Annotated in this window: 16 protein-coding genes; 9 read left to right on the top strand and 7 right to left on the bottom strand. The window is 63.8% G+C overall.

Translation table 11 applies throughout. The features are described 5' to 3' along the window. Positions 1-60 precede the first annotated feature (60 nt). The 4 genes from AN936_RS05870 to AN936_RS05855 all read left to right on the top strand — a co-directional run bounded on the left by AN936_RS05870 (position 61) and on the right by AN936_RS05855 (position 3,811). Positions 61-1,056 carry a DUF2891 domain-containing protein gene (locus AN936_RS05870; protein ID WP_054587311.1) on the top strand — a complete coding sequence of 332 codons (996 nt, stop codon included), beginning with the start codon at positions 61-63 and terminating at the stop codon, positions 1,054-1,056. A gap of 50 nt (positions 1,057-1,106) precedes the next feature. Continuing rightward, entirely contained in the window at positions 1,107-2,117 is a 1,011-nt protein-coding gene (locus AN936_RS05865) for a LacI family DNA-binding transcriptional regulator (protein ID WP_054587310.1), read from the top strand. Between the two features lie 98 nt (positions 2,118-2,215). Continuing rightward, positions 2,216-3,391: a GGDEF domain-containing protein gene (locus tag AN936_RS05860; RefSeq protein ID WP_054587309.1), complete on the top strand. Its 1,176-nt coding sequence runs from the start codon at positions 2,216-2,218 to the stop codon at positions 3,389-3,391. Positions 3,392-3,511: 120 nt separating this feature from the next. Continuing rightward, positions 3,512-3,811 carry a hypothetical protein gene (locus tag AN936_RS05855; RefSeq protein ID WP_054587308.1) on the top strand — a complete coding sequence of 100 codons (300 nt, stop codon included), beginning with the start codon at positions 3,512-3,514 and terminating at the stop codon, positions 3,809-3,811. Between the two features lie 206 nt (positions 3,812-4,017). On the opposite strand, the gene AN936_RS05850 is transcribed toward AN936_RS05855, so the two are convergent. After that, positions 4,018-4,494 carry a MarR family winged helix-turn-helix transcriptional regulator gene (locus AN936_RS05850; protein WP_158500053.1) on the bottom strand — a complete coding sequence of 159 codons (477 nt, stop codon included), beginning with the start codon at positions 4,492-4,494 and terminating at the stop codon, positions 4,018-4,020. Between the two features lie 144 nt (positions 4,495-4,638). On the opposite strand from AN936_RS05850, the gene AN936_RS05845 reads away from it, so the two are divergent. After that, positions 4,639-5,388, top strand: coding sequence for a hypothetical protein (locus tag AN936_RS05845; RefSeq protein WP_054587306.1), 750 nt, complete (start codon positions 4,639-4,641; stop codon positions 5,386-5,388). A gap of 13 nt (positions 5,389-5,401) precedes the next feature. Here AN936_RS05845 and AN936_RS05840 read toward each other — a convergent pair whose 3' ends face one another. The 5 genes from AN936_RS05840 to AN936_RS05820 all read right to left on the bottom strand — a co-directional run bounded on the left by AN936_RS05840 (position 5,402) and on the right by AN936_RS05820 (position 11,626). Beyond that, positions 5,402-7,576, bottom strand: a complete 2,175-nt coding sequence (locus tag AN936_RS05840) for a TonB-dependent siderophore receptor (RefSeq protein WP_158500052.1) — start codon at positions 7,574-7,576, stop codon at positions 5,402-5,404. 144 nt (positions 7,577-7,720) lie between these two features. Further along, positions 7,721-8,779 (bottom strand): sensor histidine kinase, encoded by a 1,059-nt coding sequence (locus AN936_RS05835; RefSeq protein ID WP_257719803.1) that lies wholly within the window; start codon positions 8,777-8,779, stop codon positions 7,721-7,723. Between the two features lie 26 nt (positions 8,780-8,805). Further along, positions 8,806-9,252, bottom strand: coding sequence for a response regulator (locus tag AN936_RS05830; protein WP_054587303.1), 447 nt, complete (start codon positions 9,250-9,252; stop codon positions 8,806-8,808). Continuing rightward, positions 9,245-10,747 carry a sensor histidine kinase gene (locus AN936_RS05825; RefSeq protein ID WP_054587302.1) on the bottom strand — a complete coding sequence of 501 codons (1,503 nt, stop codon included), beginning with the start codon at positions 10,745-10,747 and terminating at the stop codon, positions 9,245-9,247. Before AN936_RS05825 ends, AN936_RS05830 begins: the two co-directional genes overlap by 8 nt. Positions 10,748-11,038: 291 nt before the next feature. Next, positions 11,039-11,626, bottom strand: a complete 588-nt coding sequence (locus tag AN936_RS05820) for a hypothetical protein (RefSeq protein WP_054587301.1) — start codon at positions 11,624-11,626, stop codon at positions 11,039-11,041. Positions 11,627-11,999: 373 nt separating this feature from the next. Between AN936_RS05820 and AN936_RS24030 the strand changes: the two genes are divergently transcribed. Together AN936_RS24030 and AN936_RS05815 are read left to right on the top strand one after the other, a co-directional pair. Next, positions 12,000-12,851 (top strand): nucleoside triphosphate pyrophosphohydrolase family protein, encoded by an 852-nt coding sequence (locus tag AN936_RS24030; protein WP_084758203.1) that lies wholly within the window; start codon positions 12,000-12,002, stop codon positions 12,849-12,851. 1 nt (position 12,852) lies between these two features. After that, a complete protein-coding gene (locus AN936_RS05815) occupies positions 12,853-13,275 on the top strand; it encodes a hypothetical protein (RefSeq protein WP_054587300.1) in 423 nt (140 codons plus the stop codon). Positions 13,276-13,300: 25 nt separating this feature from the next. Here AN936_RS05815 and AN936_RS05810 read toward each other — a convergent pair whose 3' ends face one another. Next, the gene (locus AN936_RS05810; protein ID WP_006954973.1) at positions 13,301-14,515 is read right to left on the bottom strand and encodes an IS256-like element ISSpma2 family transposase; all 1,215 of its coding nucleotides are present in this window, start codon (positions 14,513-14,515) and stop codon (positions 13,301-13,303) included. A 476-nt stretch (positions 14,516-14,991) separates the two neighbouring features. Here AN936_RS05810 and AN936_RS05805 point away from each other — a divergent pair, with 476 nt between their 5' ends. After that, positions 14,992-16,071, top strand: a complete 1,080-nt coding sequence (locus tag AN936_RS05805; protein WP_054590135.1) for a uracil-DNA glycosylase — start codon at positions 14,992-14,994, stop codon at positions 16,069-16,071. Positions 16,072-16,217: 146 nt separating this feature from the next. After that, positions 16,218-18,890 carry an aconitate hydratase AcnA gene (acnA, locus tag AN936_RS05800; RefSeq protein WP_054587299.1) on the top strand — a complete coding sequence of 891 codons (2,673 nt, stop codon included), beginning with the start codon at positions 16,218-16,220 and terminating at the stop codon, positions 18,888-18,890. Positions 18,891-18,908 lie beyond the last annotated feature (18 nt).

Raw genomic sequence — 18,908 nt, 5'->3', positions numbered from 1 at the left:
AGGCACGCACAACCGATGGGCATCTCGACTTCGCTCGATGCGAACGGATAAGGAGGTCCCATGCACCTCACCCCCGAACACGCCACCCGCTTCGCGACAGCAACGCTCGCCCACCTCGGCCGCGAATATCCCTACAAGATGGACCTGGTGCTGAACGGCCCCGAGGATGCGAGGCCACCGCGCGAGCATCACCCGATCTTCCACGGCAGTTTCGACTGGCATAGCGGCGTCCATGGCTGGTGGCAGATCCTCCGCCTCGCGCGCCGCTTCCCCGATCTTCCTGTCGCCGCTGATATCCGCGCCCGTGCCGACGCGATGCTCGTCCCCGACAAGGTTGCGGGCGAGCTGGCGTTCCTCAGTCGCCCCTATTCCGCCGCCTTCGAGCGCCCCTATGGCTGGGCGTGGCTCCTCGCGCTGCATGCCGAAGCCGCCCGCCACGACGCCCCCTGGGCCGCCGCCCTCGAACCGCTCGCCGCCGCTTTCGCGGCGCGCTTCCACGCCTTCCTGCCCAAGCTCACCTATCCGCTGCGCGTCGGCACCCATTTCAACATCGCCTTTGCGCTCCTGCTCGCCCGCCACTGGGCCGAGACCCGCGACCCCGCGCTCGTCGCCCTTATCGACACCCGCGCCCGCGACTGGTTCGCCGCCGACCGCGACTGTCAGGCGTGGGAGCCCGGCGGCGACGAATTCCTCTCCCCGGCACTCACCGAAGCGCATCTGATGGTAGCCGTCCTCGGGGACAGCTTCGCCCCATGGTTCGACGCCTTCCTCCCGCGCACAGCCGCCGGACAACCCGCGACCCTCTTCACCCCCGCCACAGTCTCCGATCGCAGCGACGGCAAGATCGCCCATCTCGATGGACTCAATCTCAGCCGCGCATGGAGCTGGCGCACCATCGGCGCCGCGCTCGGCTCCGCCCATCCCGCCAGCCCCGTCGCCGAAGCCACCGCGCAGCGCCATCTCGACGCCGCGCTTCCGCACGTCACCGGCGACTATATGGGCGAACATTGGCTCGCGAGCTTCGCGCTGCTTGCACTCGACGGCCTCACCGATTGACAAGCCTCCCCCTCGCGGCGACAGACGGCGCAAAGGGGAGAAGGACTGCCATGAAGACGCTGCGCCCGACATCGTTCGACGTCGCCGAACGCGCCGGGGTTTCGCAATCGACCGTCTCGCGTGCGCTACGGAACAGTCCGGGCGTCAATGCCGAGACACGGGCGCGCGTCTCCACCGCCGCGCGCGAACTCGGCTATGTCGTCGACCGCCATGCCTCGTCGCTGCGCCTCAAGAGCAGCGAGACGATCGCGCTCGTCACCATCTGCCGCCCCGGCGAAGATCGCAGCGCGATCAACCCCTTCTATTTCGCCTTGCTCGGCAGCATCGCCGCCGCGACCTCGGCACGCGGCTTCAACCTGCTCGTCTCGTTTCAGGAGAGCGAGGCCAATTTCCGTGCCGATTTCGTCGCCTCGGGGCTCGCCGACGCGATGATCGTCATCGGCACCACCAGCAACCGCGCCGCTTGGCAATATTTCGCCGAGGCGCAGGCGTCGGGCCTCGATTTCGTCTGCTGGGGCAGCCCCGGCAGCCCGTTCCACTGGATGCGCAGCGAAAATGACGAGGGCGGCCAGCTCGCCGCCGCGCATTTCGCGAAGACCGGGCGCCGCCGCATCGCCTTCATCGGGTCGCAGCAGTCGCCGCAGCGCCAGTTCGACGAACGGCGCGACGGTTTCGCGGCGACGCTCGCCGGACACGGCCTGACCCCCATCGTCGTCGAGCCGCCCGCCGCGGCCGACCGGCACGCGCAGGGCGTCGCCGCAACGCGCGCCTTGCTGGAGGCCCATCCCGACATCGACGCCATCTTTGCCGCGTCGGACATGCTCGCGCTCGGCGTGCTGCAGGGGCTGAAGGATGCCGGACGCCGCGTGCCGCAGGATATCGCGCTGATCGGCTTCGACGGTATTCGCGCGGGCACGCTGGCCGATCCCGCGCTCACCACGCTCGAACCCGATCTCGACGCCGCCGGCGAAGCGCTCGTCGCGATGGCGCTCGAGGACGACGAGCATACGCGCAGCGGCACGCGCATCCCCGTCCACCTCGTCATACGCGGCACCGCCTGACAGAAATTCTGCGGTAACCGTGACTTAACTCCCCAAAAAGTAACTTCCTGTTATCCACGCCGGCGTATCCCGGACGGGCGGGAGGCGGGAACGGCAAATTGAACGGACAGCTTTTCATTTCGCTGCTCAATCCGGGCATCGGCCTGCTGTTCGCCGCTGCCTTTTTCCTGCTGTGGCTGAACCGCCGCGAAGCCTATGTCGCTTATGCCTCTGCCGCCTATGTCGCCACCGCCGCCGCCTTCCTGATCCAGGACGTCGCGCCCGCGCTGCCGATGGAGTTGCAGCGCCTGCCCGCCAATTTCGGCTTCCTGCTCACCGGCATGCTGTTCGCCGCCGCGATCATCAAACGCTATGCGCTGCCCGTTCCCTGGCGCGCGATGGCGGTGACGATTGCGATATCGATGGCCTTCTTCACCTGGTTCCTGCTCGTCCAGCCCGACATCCCCGCGCGCATCTATTCGGTCAGCGTCGGCGCCGGCGTGATCGCGCTGATGATCGTCCGCGCGCTGTGGCCGCTCGACAAACCCCATCTGATCGACCGCGTGCTGTTCTGGGTCTCGGCGCTGTCGGCGGCCAATCTGATCGTCCGCCCGGTCGTGATCCTCACCTTCAGCGGCGGCTTCGACGATTATGTCGGTTTCCAGCAGTCGGTCTATTGGACCACCGTCCAGTTCAGCCAGGCGATGGTGTCGATCGCCGCGGCGATCAGCCTGATGGTCGCGGTCGCCATCGACATCATCGCCGAACTGCGCCAGCAGGTCGACGACGACGAGCTTTCGGGCCTGCTCAACCGCCGCGGTTTCGAGGCAAAGGCGGGCGCGGCGCTTCGCCGCTCGGCCGACGAAGGCCTTCCCGCGGCGCTGCTGATCGCAGACCTCGACAATTTCAAGCAGGTCAACGACAGCCACGGCCACGCGTGCGGCGACGCGATCATCGCCGCCTTTGGCGCCCACGTCCGCGCCGTCGGCCCCGACAGCATGATCGCCGGACGGATCGGCGGCGAGGAATTCGCCCTGCTGCTTCCCGGCACCGGAATCGAGGCGGCACGCCGGCTCGCCGAAGCGGTGCGCACCGGCCTTGCCGACGCCTGCGGCGACCAGATTCCGCCCGCCCTGACCCCGACGGCCAGCATCGGCCTTGCCGCGAACGTCCCCGGCACCGGGCTGTCGCAATTGATGCGGCAGGCCGACGAGGCGCTTTATGTGGCGAAGCGTTCGGGTCGCAACTGCGTCCGCACCTTCACCCCCGCCCCGGTCCTTCTCGCCACCGCCTGAAATTTCCGGCCGCGCCGGACCTGCGCGCCCCGCGCCTCCTGTCCGCTCGCGATTTTTGTGCATTGCACACTAAGCAGGCATATACTAACATAGCTTATTAATTTCACTCAGGGGGTTCCCATGCGTTTCCATTTCGTCATCGCACCGTTCATTCTCGCCGCCGCGACCGTGCCCGCGGTCGCCGCGCAAGCCACCGACACGTCGGCCGCTAGCGCGCTGCCCCGCGCGCCCGTCGAAGGCGAAGTTCTGCGCGACGCCAAGGCGCGCATCCTTGGCAAGGTCTACAAAGTCCAGCCGTCGGGCGGCGTCCTCGCCATCGTCAACCGCCAGACCGTCCGCATCCCCGCCGACACGCTCAGCATCGTCGGCGGCAAGCTGGTCACCAGCCTGACCAAGAGCGAAGCGCTCAAGCAGAAATAGGGCCCGGCGCCGTCCCAATCGGTAGCTTCTGCAATGGCCGGTTGGAGGTGGAGAGCGGACGTTCCAAATCTTTGTCATTCCCGCGAAAGCGGGAACCCAGTGTGGGGTAAGCGCACACACGCTCTGGGTCCCCGCTTTCGCGGGGATGACAAAACAGGAAAGAATGAGCCGTCCGACTTCGGCCGATAACCGCCCCGCGGTCGCTTCTACCCCGCCTCGCGCGGGTCACACCCTGCGACCACCGCCGGATCGACATCGCCGCCCAGATTGGCGGCGATGCGTTCGAGCATCACGTCGAGCGCGGCGATTTCGGTGGCGCTGAAGCCGGCCAGCGCGTCGGCATCCTCGGCCGCACCGATCGCCGCCAGCTCGGCAAGCAGCGGATCGATCGCGCCGGTCAGGTGGATGCGATAGGCACGCCGGTCGGCGGGGTCGGCGCGGCGTTCGAGCCAGCCCGCCTCAGCCAGCCGGTCGATTGAGCGTCCGACCGTTACTTCGCCGACTTCGAGCAGCCCGGCAATCTCGCGCTGCGTCGCGCCGGGAAAGCGCCGCACGCACGCGATCGTCCGCCACTGCGCGCTGGTCAGCCCGGCGCCCGCCGCGCGGCGGTCGAAGCGCAGCCGCAACAGGCGCGACAGCTTCATGATCCGCATGCCCAGCGTCATGTCGCCCTCTGCCTCCACGCCCGCCTCCCTTCGCACCTTCCGTGTCGCAGCCGCGCCCGCGCGGCGCAAGAGGGCGCAGCGCCCGTCCCTGTGATTGCTGTCACCCCGCAGCCACCGGTTTCGGACCATATCCCCGGCAACAGGGTCGACAAAGAAAGACAGATGCGATTGCGCCATATTCTCAAACTTTTGCCGCTACTGCTGCTGATCCCTGCGACCGCCGCCGACGCGCGGCTGACCGGCAAGGCGGGCGCGCAGGCTCCGTCGATCCCCGTACCGCCGCTGCGCGAAAGCTGGCGCTATCGCTGCGATGCCGAACGGGTGCTGGCGGGCGGGACGGTCAGCCTAACGCGCCTCTATGCCGACGAAGGAAAGCTCGACGGCGGCGACTTCATGCGCTGGACCCCGGCCGCCTATGATCCGCAGCGACCGCAGCGACCTCTCGATCTCGAACTTTCCTATATTTGGGACCCCGCGCGCCAGCCCGCGGTCGAGCCGCGCGCGATCGAGGTCAAGCTCCGCGTCGGGATCGAAACCGACCTGCCCGAGGTCGCGCTGATCCGCATGCAGCGCCCTTTCCCGGTCGAACCGCACGGCATCATCGGCAGCACCGCGCTTTCGACACAGGTCTTCCCCTACGCGGCTTATGACATGCGGAACGGCCATGGCGAACTGCCGCTCGGCGACCTCCTCGCCTATGCCGAGGGCTATGATGTGCTGGATTGGACGCTTGTCCGCCCGTCCGACCGGCTGGGCGGCGACAAGGAGCTCGCCCGCGGCACGATCGACATCGCGGCACTGCGCGAAGCGGTGGCCGCGATCCCGGCGCTGCGAACCATGCTCGCGGCGAAGACCGCCGAGCCAAAGACGCGCTGCGAACGCGTGCTATGGCCCGAACATATCCTCTATTGACCGCGCCCCGCGATCAGAAGCCGAAGCGGATCGTCGCGCGCACGTTCCGCGGTTCGCCATAGACATAGCCGTCGAACCACAGATTGTTGTTGAAATAGCGCTTGTCGAACAGATTGTTGACGTTGACCTGCAACTCGACATGCTCGCCGAGCGCATAGCGCGCCATCGCATTGACCAGCAGATAGGCAGGCTGCCCGACCGCGACAATCTCATCGGTCGCCGGGTTGGTCGCCGTCTTCGGCGGGGTGCTTTCCCAGCGCAGCGAACCGCCGAGGCTCAGCCCGTCGAGCGCGCCGCCGAAATCATAGCGGGTCGCCATACGCAGCACCCGCCGCGGGTGATGCGCCTGCACCGCCAGGCCATCGATATCGCGCGCCGAAAACTCGCTCCAGCCGAGGTTGAGGTCCCAGCCGGGCAGGATCTCGCCGGCCAGTTCGGCCTCATATCCCTTCGACACCGTGCCCATCGCTGGACGGAACGCGGGGTCCTGTGTGCCGGGAACCTTATGTGGGAAATCCACCACCGCAAAATTGTCCTGCTCGATGCGGAACACCGCCGCCGATGCACGCAACCGTCCGTCCAGCCATTCGCCCTTCAGCCCCGCCTCATAATTGGCGCCTTCGAGCGGCGGCAGATAATCGCCATTGCGGTCCTTTGCCGTCTGCGGGTTGAAGATGCTGGTATAACTTGCATAGGCCGACAGATTGTCGGTCACGTCGAACACCAGCCCCGCATAGGGGGTGAAGCGGTGATTGTGGCGGATCGTATAAGCTTCGGGGGTGTAAAGCGCGACCTCTTCGCTCCGCTTGTACCAGCTCAGCCGCCCGCCCGCGATCAGCTTCAGCCGCGCGCCGAGCTGCAGCCGCGTCGCGCCATAGACCGCATATTGCTCAGTGGTGCCGATGCCGCTCATGTCATAGCGCGGCCCCCATGTCGGCTCGGGATAGACATTGCCGTCCCATTCGTTGAAATCCTCGATCGGCGCGACGCTGGCGGCGTCGGGATCGCGGTTGGTCCAGCCGGTCTTCAGATGGCTGTACATGCCGCCGACGATCAGCTCGTGGCGCTGCCCGAACAGGTCGAACCCGCCCTTGACCGTCGCGCTGCCGTGCCACTGCTCGGGCTTGCTCTCGTACCAATAGGCCCAGGGGTTGATCCCCGCGCCGGTAACCGGGTCGGGATAGCCGTCGGTCCACAGCAGCTTCGATTCTTCGAATTGCTGGTGATAGCTGACGTCGCCGCGCAGCGTCCAGTCACTGCCCAGCCGCTGCTCGATCGTCAGGAAGGCGGTCTTTTCGACCGTGTCCCACAGGTTCCACCGCGCGCCAGTCGTCTTCGGCCGCGGCCAGTTGGTGCGCGACCCGTCGCTGTACCAATAGGGAAGCTGCCCCCACAAAATCCCGTCGCGATTGTCGCGCTGGTAACTCGCGCCGACGCTGACGCGCGTGCTGTCGCCCAGATCGGCGTCGATCACGCCATAGAAGAGGTAACCGTCGCTCTTCTCGAGGTCGACGAAGCTCTCCTGCGTATAATATTGCGCGACGAAGCGGCCGCGCACCGACCCGTCGCTGGTCAGCGGCACGGTGACGTCGCCGGTCGCCGCCATCCGTCCCCACGAGCCCGCTTCGAGCTCGAAGCTGCCGGTCAGCGAACGCGAGTCCGCGTGCTTGCGAACGAGGTTGATCGTTGCCGACGGCTCGCCCAGCCCCTGCATCAGCCCGTTGGCGCCGCGGATCACCTCGACCCGGTCGTACAGCGCGCTGCTGTTTTCCTCGAGCCCGATATTGCCGGTGGCAAAGGGCGCTCCGTCGAGCTGGAAATTGCTGATCTCGAAACCGCGCGCCGCCAGCATGTTGCGGCCGCGGTCGACCGCCTTGACCGAGACGCCAGTGGTATAGGAAAGCACGTCGGCGATATTGACCGCGCCCTGATCCTCGATCTGCTCGCGGGTGATGACGCTGATCGACTGCGGCGTCTGGCGCGGTGACAGCGACAGTCCGGTCGCCAGCGTATTGTCCTCTTCGCCGCGACCATAGACGACGATCTCGTCCTTGCGGTCCTGATCGTCGGTGCCGGCGTCCGCACCGGCATCGCCCTCGGCCGCCATCGCGCCTGCCGGGACTGTCAGCGCGCCCGCAAAAAGCGCCAGCGCGCTCGTCGCAGCGGTCAGCAAGCGATGCGTTCTCATCATAATCCCCTTTTCGAACCGGCACGTCCGTGCCCGCCGCCGATGCGGCGCGCGGCGTCGGGGCGGGCCCTAGGGGTTAACGCTATTGCAAGTCAATCTTAATTACGCCCGGTCGCTGCGACGCCTGCGCCGCGCCACAAGGGATCAGACCGGCACCGCCGCCGGCCGGATTTCGCCAGGTCTCAGGTCGATGCGGATCGATGCCCGCGTGCCGGGCTGCGTCTTCGCCGGGTCGACCGGCACATAGGAAACCGCCGCCTTGTGCGTCCGCGCGAGGGCTTCGATCAGCCGCGTGCCGAGCCCGGTGCCGCGCGCGACGCCGTCGTCCGGCATCCCCGCCCCGTCGTCCTCGACCGCCAGCTCAATCGTCGCGCTGCCCATCTGGCGCAGCGACAGGCGGATTTCCCCGCCATGATCGTGGGCATAGGCATATTTGCACGCATTGCTGACCCACTCGTTCGCGATCATGCCCAGCGCCACCGCCTTGTCGGTCGCAACGCGGACGGGCTCGACGGCGGCGGTGACCCGCCGGACGCCCGCGCCGTTCGACCAGGTTTCGGACAGGTCGTGCGCCAATCCTTCGAGATAATCGTCCATCGCGACGAATTCGACGTCGTCGGTGGTGTAGAGGCGGCGGTTCACCTGCGCGACCGTCGCGATCCGCTGCTGCGTCTTTTGCAGCGCCTCGCGCGCGCCGGCGTCGGCGAGGCTTTTCGACTGCAGCGCGACGAACGACATGATCATCTGGAGGTTGTTCGCGACCCGGTGGTTCACTTCCTTGAGCAGCGCCTCCAGCCGGGCGTTGCTGGCGCGCAGCTCGGCCTCGGCGGCTTCGCGGCCCCGACGGAGCTCGGCGCGGTCGAGCACCTGATCGAAGCTCGACGCGAGCAGGTCGAAGAAATCCTCGCCCACCGATTTCACGACATAATCGTCGGCGCCCGCCTTGAGCGCCGCGACCGCGATCCGGCTTTCCTCGGACCCCGTGACATAGACGACCGGCGGGCATTCGGGCAGCGCGCGCAGCGCCTCCAGCGTCGCGAGGCCGTCCTGCCCAGGCATATAATGGTCGACCGCGATCAGGTCGAAGGCCGCGGCCTTCGCCATTTCGAAGCCCTCGCCGCCGCTCGCCGCGAGGCTGACCTCGAAGCCCTTGCGCGCAAGCGCCCGCGACGCAAGCCGGCGCATGCCCTCGTCGTCGTCGATATAAAGAATGTGGGTCAGCGTGGGTCTCAGGCGAGATCGGGATCGGGGACCTGGATCACCGACAGGAACAGCCCGAGCTGACGGATCGCATCGGCGAAATTCTCGTAATTGACCGGCTTGGTGATATAGACGTTGCAGCCGAGATCGTAGCAGCGCTGGATCTCGATCTTGTCGTCGGTCGTCGTCAGCACGACGACCGGCGTCCGGCGCAGCGGGCTGCTCTCGGCCTTCAACTTCGCAAGGATGTCGGTGCCGCTCATGTCGGGCAGGTTGAGGTCGAGCAGCACGAGCGCCGGCCCGTTGCGCACCGGCCCCTCGGCACCGTCATAGAGGAATTCCAGCGCCGACGTGCCGTCGAGGAAATGGTGGATCGCGTTCGAGATGCCGGCGCGGCGGATATTCTTCTCGATCAGGCGCGCATGCCCCTCATCGTCCTCGATCATCACGATATTGACGGGTTTCTGGTCAGGCATCCTCTTCTCCGCTTTGCCATTCGAGTGGCAGGATCAGCCGGAAGGTGGACCCCACACCTGGTTCGGACTGGATTTCGATAGTACCGCCGAGGCGATATGCGAGCGCGCGGGCGTGCGCAAGCCCGATCCCTTCGCCCGGCTGGTCCTGCATGCCCGAGCGGCGGAACAGGTCGAACACCCGTTCATGGTCGCGCGGTTCGATGCCGCGGCCATTGTCGGTCACCGCGACCCACGCGCGCCCCAGATCGGCGCCGCCGCTCACGCCGATGACGCCCGCACGGCCCGGCTGCAGATATTTGAGCGCATTTTCGATCAGGTTCGACAGGATCTGTTCGACCGCCACCCGGTCGTTGACCACCACCGGCAGATTGCCGACCGCGACATCGGTCCCCGTTTCGTCGATCCGGTGCTGCAGGCTGCCGACGATCCCCTCCACCAGCGCGGTCAGGTCAAGCCGTTCGGGCGCCAGCGTCCGCCGCCCCTGCCGCGACAGGTTGAGGATGGCGTTGATCAGCCGGTCCATCTTCTGCGTCGAGGTGCGGATAAAGCCGATCGATTCGGGCAGATCCTCCTCGATCGCCAGCCGCGTCGCCGCATCGGGCGGCCCCCACCCCTCGGCATCCCCCTTGTCCAGATAGGCCGCGATCGCCTTGCGCGCCGTCTCCAGCTCGGCGGTAAAGCCCATGACGTTGACAAGCGGCGAGCGCAGGTCATGGCTGACGATATAGGCAAAGCGCTGGATTTCGGCATTGGCGCGCTTGAGCTCGCCGGTGCGCGCCTCGACCAGCTCTTCCAGCCCGTCGTTAAGCCGCCGCAGCTCGGCGCGCGAGGTCCGCAGTTCGACCAGATTGCGCCGCACCAGCAACAGGGTGGCCGCCGCTACGGCCACGACCAGCAGCCCGGTTGCGAGCAGCAGCGTGCTGAACAGCCGCTGCGTCCGCCGCTGCCGCTCTTCGCGGTCGCGGAGCAGCGCCAGTTCGTCGTTCAGCATCGCCTCGACCACCGCGCGCGAGGCGCGCACCTCCTGCACGCCCTTGTCCAACGAAAAGGAGGCGAGCAGCGCGTCGCGATCGGCGCCGCGCAGCCCGAGCGTCCGGCGATAATGGGCGCCATAGACGTCCAGATGCGTGCGCAGCCGCGCCACCCGCGCCCGCTGCTCCGGATTGTCGGCGATCAGCCGCGCCAGCGCGTCGAGCTGGTTGCGCGACACCTTCTCGGCCTCGGCCATGATCGCCGAAAATTCGGGGTTCTGGGTGAGGATCAGCCCGCGCCGCGCGGTCTCCATACGTTCGGTCGCGCTCGCATAGGCGCCCAGCGCCGCCTCGACCGCCAGCGTATGCGCGACCAGCTGTGCATCGGCCTCATTCTGCCGCTGGACGTAAAAGGCAACGCTCGCCGCCACCAGAATCGCGGCAAAGCCCACCGCGAGCAGCGTGATGATCAGCCGGTTCGCGCGCGTATCACGGCCGAGCGAGGACAGTCTGGTCGATTCCATATTCTCCCAATGCCCTGCGAAGACCCGCCCCGCAAGCATTGGCCAGCCGCCCGCGCCGCGGCGCGTTGATCTGGGTTATAAGTTTCGCACAAAAGGCCGCTTGCCCCGGCTCGGCTCTCTGCAGGGAAAAGAGCGATGCCGGGGGAAAGTCGGCTTCGGGGGGCTGAAAACGGCCGGTTGGGGACGTTGCCATGCTGTACCCTGGCGAAAGCCGGGGCCCAGAGCGCGATTACGCCACATCAGCTTTCCAGCGTCCCCTCCCCGCCCCCGAACCGGCGCCCCCGATCACCCCTAATCGACCGGCTCACCGCAGTTGTCGCACAGCGGCGTGTTGAGCCCGCGCTGCTTGCGCAGGATGGCGAGCCGCGCGACGATCGCCGCGTCGGTCTCCTCGGACGTCGGCCGCTGCACCTTGCCGCCGTCGCGCCCGTCAAAGGTGATGCCGCCGTAAAACTCGTCGACCGACAGGAAGCGGTGCGCGACCGCCGCGGGCAGCACATAGGCCGCAGCCTCCTCGGCCGTCAGATGCAGATTCTGCCCGCCTTTCAGGTCGCCGCGCTTGATCAGCAGCCCCAGCATCGAATCCGACGGCATGATCCGCCGCTCGACCTCGCGCCCGTCGCGAATGACGACCATCTCGCGCCCCTCGACCGCGCGCTCGTAAGCGACCGCCTCCAGCCCGCGCAGCGCCCGCGCGATCGCCTCGCCGCACGCCGCGTCGAAGGGAGGAAACAGCGCCCGCGAGCGATTGACCGACGTCCGGCTGACCCCCGCGATCCGCGCCGCGTCGGTGATGCACCCCGTCTGCCCCAGCGTCGCCAGAAACACCTGCGTCCGCGCCGCCGTCCACCCGTCCGAGCGTACGCGCAGCCCGGGCATGAAGGGATTCTCGCGCTCGCGCACCCCGGACTTGATCCAGGGCCCGGCGGCGCCACGCGCGTTGCTCCCCTCCCGCTTGCGGGAGGGGGCGATCGGAGACCCGTGGCCCCGACCACGGGAGGGCCTGTTCCGGCCTTCACCGCTGCCTGAAGCCGCAGCCACACCTCCCGATTTCCCCCGCGAACCCCGCGCCATTTTACGCCCCATAACTCCATCTCCCGAATCACTTGGAATGAATCGGAGTGATTTTGAACCTATTTGGATAATGTAGGAAAGAGGGGAAATACGCTATGGCCCTCATCAGCAGCGGGCTTGATGTTCTAAGTATAGGAAAATATAAATCTCTCTATCTGACGCAGGGGGCGGAACGGATATGGAATTAGACAGATATCAGAATCTATGCTCGAAAACGCTCAGGACTGACGATATTGAAGTCCTTACCCTTGGCTTACTCGGAGAAGCCGGAAGCGTTGCAAGCTCTATAAAGAAGATAAAGCGCGACAACAAAACCCCTGATGTTGTCAAAAAGGAGATCGCTACAGAGCTAGGAGACACGCTCTGGTATCTCTCCGCTGTTGCTTCATATTGTGATCTTAAACTTTCTCAGATCGCATCTGATAATCTCGTGAAGACGCTGTATCTTTTTTCCGATGACAAGCGCGACTTCGATGAAAAATCGCCTCACGATCAGCGTTTACCGGAAAAGGGCGAGTTCGTTTTTCACCAAAATCCGAAAGATGGGCGAGTGCGAATTGAGTTCGAAGGAAGAGATTTAGGGGACTCGTTAGATGACAATGCCTACATCGACGATGGGTACCGCTTCCATGACGTGTTCCATTTGGCTTACGTCGCGAAGTTAGGCTGGTCACCTGTTTTCAGAAAACTGATGAATGCAAAGAGGCGCTACAATCCGGAGATAGATCGCGTCGAGGACGGCGCTCGTTCGATTTTCTTAGAAGAAGGTATTAGCGTTTTTGTCTTCAACCAGAACAAAATATCTGCAAACGGAGTTTCATCATTTTCCGACAGGGGAAATATTCCTTTTACTATCGGACAAACGATAAAAACGATGACAAGCGGCCTAGAAGTTAATTCTAGAAGTATTTCCGACTGGTTTGACGCAATATCCTTTGGATTTAGATGTTATGACAAATTGGTTAGGAACAGCGGAGGAATAATAAGGATAAATAGGAAAAGAAAAACTATAACCTACACGATGAAGTGATATGGATATTTCCGAACCCGACATTGTTACCGCATGGCGTAGTGCGAGCGATTTGCTCCTCGGAAACAATGCGCCATACATTCTGACGCTCAGCGCGAGCGGCGCGTCTGAGTTTACGGCGGCCGACCTTAGACGTGTTGACGCGGCCGCGAGGGCGGTTCGAACCGAGACGCCGTCATCCGTCGCCAACATGCTTCTTCCCGCTGTGGTTGAGCGCCACGCAGGAACTGTGGCTGAAGCAACCGAAGCCGGGCTAAACCTATTTGGCAGAGGCCGTCGACGAGGCCGCAAATTTAGCCAATGGCAACACACCTATTTCGAACGGCTCGTGGGATCATCCGTTCTCGGGAACGGAACACGAGTCGAGTTCGGGGATAACAAATTGGCGGCGTTGATCCAGGTCGCGTCCGTCAAGGTGGTGTAATTTCGGCTGTGGCCGTGGGCCATCGTCAGGCGGCTTTGGCGGTGATGTGTAGGGGCTGATTTTCCTCCTCGATCATGGGTTGGTTGAGTTCGGCCATGCCTTCGATCTGCATGTATCGGTGCTGGAGCTGCCACTCGTCGTTCTGCTCCATCAGCACAGCCCCGACGAGGCGGATGATGCTGTCTTCGTTCGGGAAGATTCCGACGACGTCGGCGCGGCGCTTGACCTCCTTGTTGAGCCGCTCGAGCGGATTGGTTGAGTGTAACTTCGTGCGGTGCTGGGTGGGGAAGCCGGTGTAGGCGAGCACGTCGGTTTCGGCCTCGTCCATGCAGGCGCCGAGCTTGGGCCAACGGGTGCGCAACTGGTCGGCGACCTGTCGCCAGACCTGCGTTGCGCTTTTCTGATCGGGCTGCAGGAAGACCTGGCGGATCGCGGCGGCGACGACAGTGTTCTGGCCCTTGGGCACATAGGACAGGGCATTGCGCATGAAGTGCACCCGGCAGCGCTGCCAGGTGGCGCCCATGACGCGGGTGATCGCGCCCTTGAGGCCCTCGTGAGCATCGGAGATGACCAGCTTCACGCCGGTAAGACCGCGCCGAACAAGGTCCTTCAGGAAGTCGGACCAGAAGACCTCCGCTTCCGAGGGGCCGATATGCAGGCCGACGATCTCGCGCCGGCCCTCGGTGTTGACGGCCATGGCGATTATTGCGGCAACGCTGATGATCCGCCCGCCTTCGCGTACCTTGAGATAGGTGGCATCGAGCCAGAGATACGGCCATTCGCCGGTGAGCGGGCGTTTCAGAAAGGCATGGACGCGCTCGTCAATGTCCTTGCAAAGCTTGGAGACGGTGGACTTGGAGATGCCGGTCATGCCCATGGCCTGGACGAGTTCATCGACCCGCCGGGTGCTGACCCCGCCGATCCACGCTTCCTGGATCACCGCAACCAGCGCTTTCTCGACCATCTTGCGGGGCTCAAGGAAGCCCGGAAAATAGGACCCAGCACGCAGCTTGGGGATTTTCAGGTTCAGCGTGCCTACCCGGGTATCCAGCGAACGGTCGCGATAGCCGTTGCGCCAGGTCGCGCGCTCGCTGCTGCGTTCGTGGCGACCCGCGCCGATCAGGCCATCAACGTCGGCCTCCATGATCAGCTGCAGCACGTTCTCGGCGATGGTGCGCAAAAAATCCGGTTGGCCGCCCTTTGCAGCCAGCTCTTCGATCAGTAATCTGTCCTCGGTCATCGGGAACTCCTCTTCGTCACGGTTGAAGTGTGCAAACTCCACCATAACGATGAACCCGGTGGCCACCAGCGACGCCGCATTCCGGGGTGGGGCATGCCCCACCCCGGAATACACCATCGCCTACACCGGAAATTACACCACGAGCGCGGACGCTAACTTGATCCATAAGCTTCTAACTTGGCCCAATGACGTTCAAGCAGCCTTGTATCTCCACAATTTTCGACCAACTGACACATTCCGAACTCGTGGAAGCCCTTGCCTCCAGTATCTTCAGTTTCGACCACACTCGCGAGGTCGACTCGATCTAGTCGCCCTTTATCGTTCGCACGACTACAGCGCCAAGGCTCTTGGAAATCTCATAGCATTACAGAGACTTGGTCAGTTTGTTGCTCGGCACAGCGGTCGCCGTTATGAGGCGACGCAAGTGGTTTCACTGCACCCTCACATATCTTTGTCGAAAGGCCTTCAGCGACGTTATGCTGACGACGTTCTCGGAAATTGAATTTGATAAGTTGGTAGACGACGTATCCGCCTGTCGAAAATGCGCCCGCATGGAAGGTTGCGTCAGGGTATTGAGCTGGGCGAACGGAAGCATTGAAGCTCCCTTGATGTTCATCGGCGAGGCGCCGGGGCGGCTCGGCGCCGATCGAACTGCCATTCCCTTCCATGGTGACAAGTCGGGAGACAACTTTGAAAAGCTTCTCGACACTGCTGGAATATCGAGAAAAGATATATTCGTTACCAATGCCGTCCTTTGTAACCCAAAGGACGAAAAGGGAAACAACTCTCCTCCCGCGAAGAGGGAAATAGAAAACTGCGTTGATAATCTTCAACGCCAGATTGAGCTTATCAAACCCGCCTTGGTTATGACGTTAGGCGGCGTCGCCCTTGAAGCTACGCGGATAATAGAACATCATGATCTAACACTTAGAGATTCTGTAAGAACCAGTAACAAATGGAATAGTCGCCTCCTTTTGCCTTTGTACCACCCTGGCGCTCGGGCGATGATTCATCGCAGTTTTCATAATCAAGTTTCCGATTACTACTTCGTCGGTGAAACCCTAAAACGCCTCGGGAACAAAAAACGGCGCGCCTCGACGAGCATTCGTGATGACAACTCTTGGAACGTGGTGGCGAAAGTACTGAAGATTCATGGAAGTATCTCACTGTTTCGGCTTCACAAAATTCTATATTTGATCGACAACTTGGCCGCCGCCCGCCTCGGCGGCCCGATAACGCGGTTTTTCTATATTCGCCAGAAAGACGGACCTTATTGCGTCGATCTAGGCGGTCGTTGGTATAGCCGTTTTCCTGATAGCCTTGAGGCGACTAAAAGCGCGATGCCAATTCTGACTTGGCGGACGCGCGGACTCTTCGACGAGGAAGAACATCAGGTCTCTGATGAGGCTTTGGCTTTAATCAGAGAAGTCGCCAATCAAACCGAGATGTTGAATGAAGGCCAACTCAAAACGAAAGTCTATCTTACGGAACCCATGAAGCGTTATCTGAAAATGGAAAAGCAGGGCTTCTCCTCGCTCAACATGCGGCTTCTGTAAGTTACCTCACCCCCTTGCATTTCCCCACCCCCGGCGTAAGGCGGCGCCAACATAAACCTGCGCGTGCGACTCCCGCTGGCCCCGCTCTCCTGCTTTGCCACCGGACGGTCATTCCCCGCCGCGCCAACATGGGGACTGCTTGTTCTATGACCACCACGGGCAACGACACGCTGGGCACCCGTTCGACGCTGAGCGTCGGCGGCAAGGACTATGCCTATTATTCGCTCGACAAGGCCGCGGCACAGCTCGGCGACGTCTCGCGCCTGCCCTTCTCGATGAAGGTGCTGCTCGAAAATCTGCTGCGCTTCGAGGATGGCGGCTTCACCGTTTCGACCGACGATGTGCAGGCGCTGGTCGACTGGCAGAAGGACCCGCATTCGAACCGCGAGATCCAGTATCGCCCGGCGCGCGTGCTGCTCCAGGATTTCACCGGCGTCCCTTGTGTGGTCGACCTCGCCGCGATGCGCGATGCGATCGCCAAGCTCGGCGGCGACACGACGAAGATCAACCCGCTCGTCCCCGTTCACCTCGTCATCGACCACTCGGTGATGGTCGACGAATTCGGCACCCCGAAAGCGTTCGAGCAGAATGTCGAGATCGAATATTATCGCAACGGCGAGCGTTACGACTTCCTGAAATGGGGATCGAAGTCGCTGTCGAACTTCAAGGCGGTGCCCCCGGGCACCGGCATCTGCCACCAGGTCAATCTGGAACATATCGCGCAGGCGGTGTGGTCGAGCGAGGATGCGGACGGCACCACGGTCGCCTATCCCGACACCTGCGTCGGCACCGACAGCCACACGACGATGATCAACGGGCTGGGCGTGCTCGGCTGGGGCGTCGGCGGGATCGAGGCCGAGGCCGCAATGCTTGGCCAGCCGGTGTCGATGCTGATCCCCGAAGTCGTCGGCTTCAAATTCACCGGGACGCTGAAGGAAGGCGTCACCGCGACCGACCTTGTGCTCACCGCGACGCAGATGCTGCGCGCCAAGGGCGTCGTCGGCCGCTTCGTCGAATATTTCGGCCCCGGGCTCGCCTCGCTGACCCTCGCCGACCGCGCGACGCTCGCCAATATGGCGCCCGAATATGGCGCGACCTGCGGTTTCTTCGGCGTCGACGACAAGACGCTCGATTATATGCGCCTGACCGGCCGCTCGGAAGAGAATATCGCGCTGGTCGAGGCTTATGCCAAGCGCCAAGGGCTGTGGATCGTCGAGGGCGCGGCGGACCCCGTGTTCACCGACACGCTCGAACTCGATCTTGCCACCGTCGTGCCGTCGCTCGCGGGGCCGAAGCGGCCGCAGGACCGCGTCTCGCTTCCCGATGTCGACGATGTGTTCAATGCCGACATGGTCAACACTTACAAAAAGGCGCAGACGCGCGTTCCGGTCGAGGGCAAGGATTTCGACATCGGCGACGGCGACGTCACCATCGCCGCGATCACCAGCTGCACCAACACCTCGAACCCCGGCGTCCTCGTCGCCGCTGGGCTGGTCGCGAAAAAGGCCGATGCATTCGGGCTGAAGCCCAAACCGTGGGTCAAGACCTCGCTCGCGCCGGGGTCGCAGGTCGTCACCGACTATCTCGAAAAGGCGGGCCTGCAGAAGCATCTCGACAATATCGGTTTCAACCTCGTCGGCTATGGCTGCACGACCTGCATCGGTAACTCGGGCCCGCTGGCCGAGCCGATTTCGAAGGCGATCAACGAGAACGGCCTCGTCGCCGCGGCGGTGATCTCGGGCAACCGCAACTTCGAAGGCCGCGTGTCGCCCGACGTGCGCGCCAACTTCCTCGCCTCGCCGCCGCTCGTCGTTGCCTATGCGCTGAAGGGCACCGTGATCGAGGATTTCACCACCACCCCGATCGGGCAGGCCGAGAACGGTCAGGACGTCTTCCTCAAGGATATCTGGCCGACCAACCAGGAGGTTGCCGACGTAATGGCCGGGGCGCTCGACCGCGGCATGTTCGAGGCGCGCTACGCCAATGTCTACAAGGGCGACGAGCACTGGCAGAAGATTTCGGTCGAAGGGTCGGACACCTATCAGTGGCGCGCCGGCTCGACCTATGTCGCCAACCCGCCCTATTTCGAGGGCATGACGATGACCCCGGCGCCGGTCGCCGATATCATCGACGCCAAGCCGCTCGCGATCCTCGGCGACAGCATCACGACCGACCACATCAGCCCCGCCGGCAGCATCAAGGCAGACAGCCCGGCCGGAAAATGGCTGATGGAACATCAGGTTAGCAAGGCCGACTTCAACAGCTACGGCGCCCGCCGCGGCCACCACGACGTCATGATGCGCGGCACCTTCGCCAACATCCGCATCAAGAACGAAATGGTCCCCGGCATCGAGGGCGGCATGTCGCGCTACGGCACCGAGGTCATGCCGATCTACGACGCCGCGATGCGCCACAAGGCGGACGGCACCCCGCTGGTCGTGATCGCGGGCAAGGAATATGGCACCGGCTCGTCGCGCGACTGGGCGGCGAAGGGCACCAACCTGCTCGGCGTCCGCGCGGTGATCGTCGAGAGCTTCGAGCGCATCCACCGCTCGAACCTCGTCGGCATGGGCGTGCTGCCGCTGCAGTTCCTCGAGGGCGACACGCGCGAAACGCTCGGCCTGACCGGCGACGATATTTTCACCATCACCGGCGTCGCGGATCTGAAGCCGCGCCAGACGGTCACGGTGAACGTCACCCGCGCCGACGGCTCGACATTCAGCTTCGACACGCTCTGCCGCATCGATACAGCGAACGAGGTCGAATATTATATGAACGGCGGCATTCTGCACTACGTACTGCGCAAGCTCGCAGCGTAACGGATAGGGACCGGCGGC

The organism is Sphingopyxis macrogoltabida (assembly GCF_001307295.1).
GTDB classification, from domain to species: Bacteria; Pseudomonadota; Alphaproteobacteria; order Sphingomonadales; family Sphingomonadaceae; genus Sphingopyxis; species Sphingopyxis macrogoltabida_B.
This window is presented reverse-complemented; position numbering and strand designations above follow the sequence as displayed.

What these genes read in the sequence shown, in the direction of transcription:
- AN936_RS05815 (WP_054587300.1), top strand. Translation starts at nt 12,853, where the DNA reads ATGGATATTTCCGAACCCGACATTGTTACCGCATGGCGTAGTGCGAGC.
- AN936_RS05840 (WP_158500052.1), bottom strand. Translation starts at nt 7,576, where the DNA reads ATGAGAACGCATCGCTTGCTGACCGCTGCGACGAGCGCGCTGGCGCTT.
- AN936_RS05825 (WP_054587302.1), bottom strand. Translation starts at nt 10,747, where the DNA reads ATGGAATCGACCAGACTGTCCTCGCTCGGCCGTGATACGCGCGCGAAC.
- AN936_RS05810 (WP_006954973.1), bottom strand. Translation starts at nt 14,515, where the DNA reads ATGACCGAGGACAGATTACTGATCGAAGAGCTGGCTGCAAAGGGCGGC.
- AN936_RS24030 (WP_084758203.1), top strand. Translation starts at nt 12,000, where the DNA reads ATGGAATTAGACAGATATCAGAATCTATGCTCGAAAACGCTCAGGACT.
- AN936_RS05865 (WP_054587310.1), top strand. Translation starts at nt 1,107, where the DNA reads ATGAAGACGCTGCGCCCGACATCGTTCGACGTCGCCGAACGCGCCGGG.
- AN936_RS05830 (WP_054587303.1), bottom strand. Translation starts at nt 9,252, where the DNA reads ATGCCTGACCAGAAACCCGTCAATATCGTGATGATCGAGGACGATGAG.
- acnA (WP_054587299.1), top strand. Translation starts at nt 16,218, where the DNA reads ATGACCACCACGGGCAACGACACGCTGGGCACCCGTTCGACGCTGAGC.
- AN936_RS05855 (WP_054587308.1), top strand. Translation starts at nt 3,512, where the DNA reads ATGCGTTTCCATTTCGTCATCGCACCGTTCATTCTCGCCGCCGCGACC.
- AN936_RS05845 (WP_054587306.1), top strand. Translation starts at nt 4,639, where the DNA reads ATGCGATTGCGCCATATTCTCAAACTTTTGCCGCTACTGCTGCTGATC.
- AN936_RS05870 (WP_054587311.1), top strand. Translation starts at nt 61, where the DNA reads ATGCACCTCACCCCCGAACACGCCACCCGCTTCGCGACAGCAACGCTC.
- AN936_RS05820 (WP_054587301.1), bottom strand. Translation starts at nt 11,626, where the DNA reads ATGCCCGGGCTGCGCGTACGCTCGGACGGGTGGACGGCGGCGCGGACG.
- AN936_RS05805 (WP_054590135.1), top strand. Translation starts at nt 14,992, where the DNA reads ATGCTGACGACGTTCTCGGAAATTGAATTTGATAAGTTGGTAGACGAC.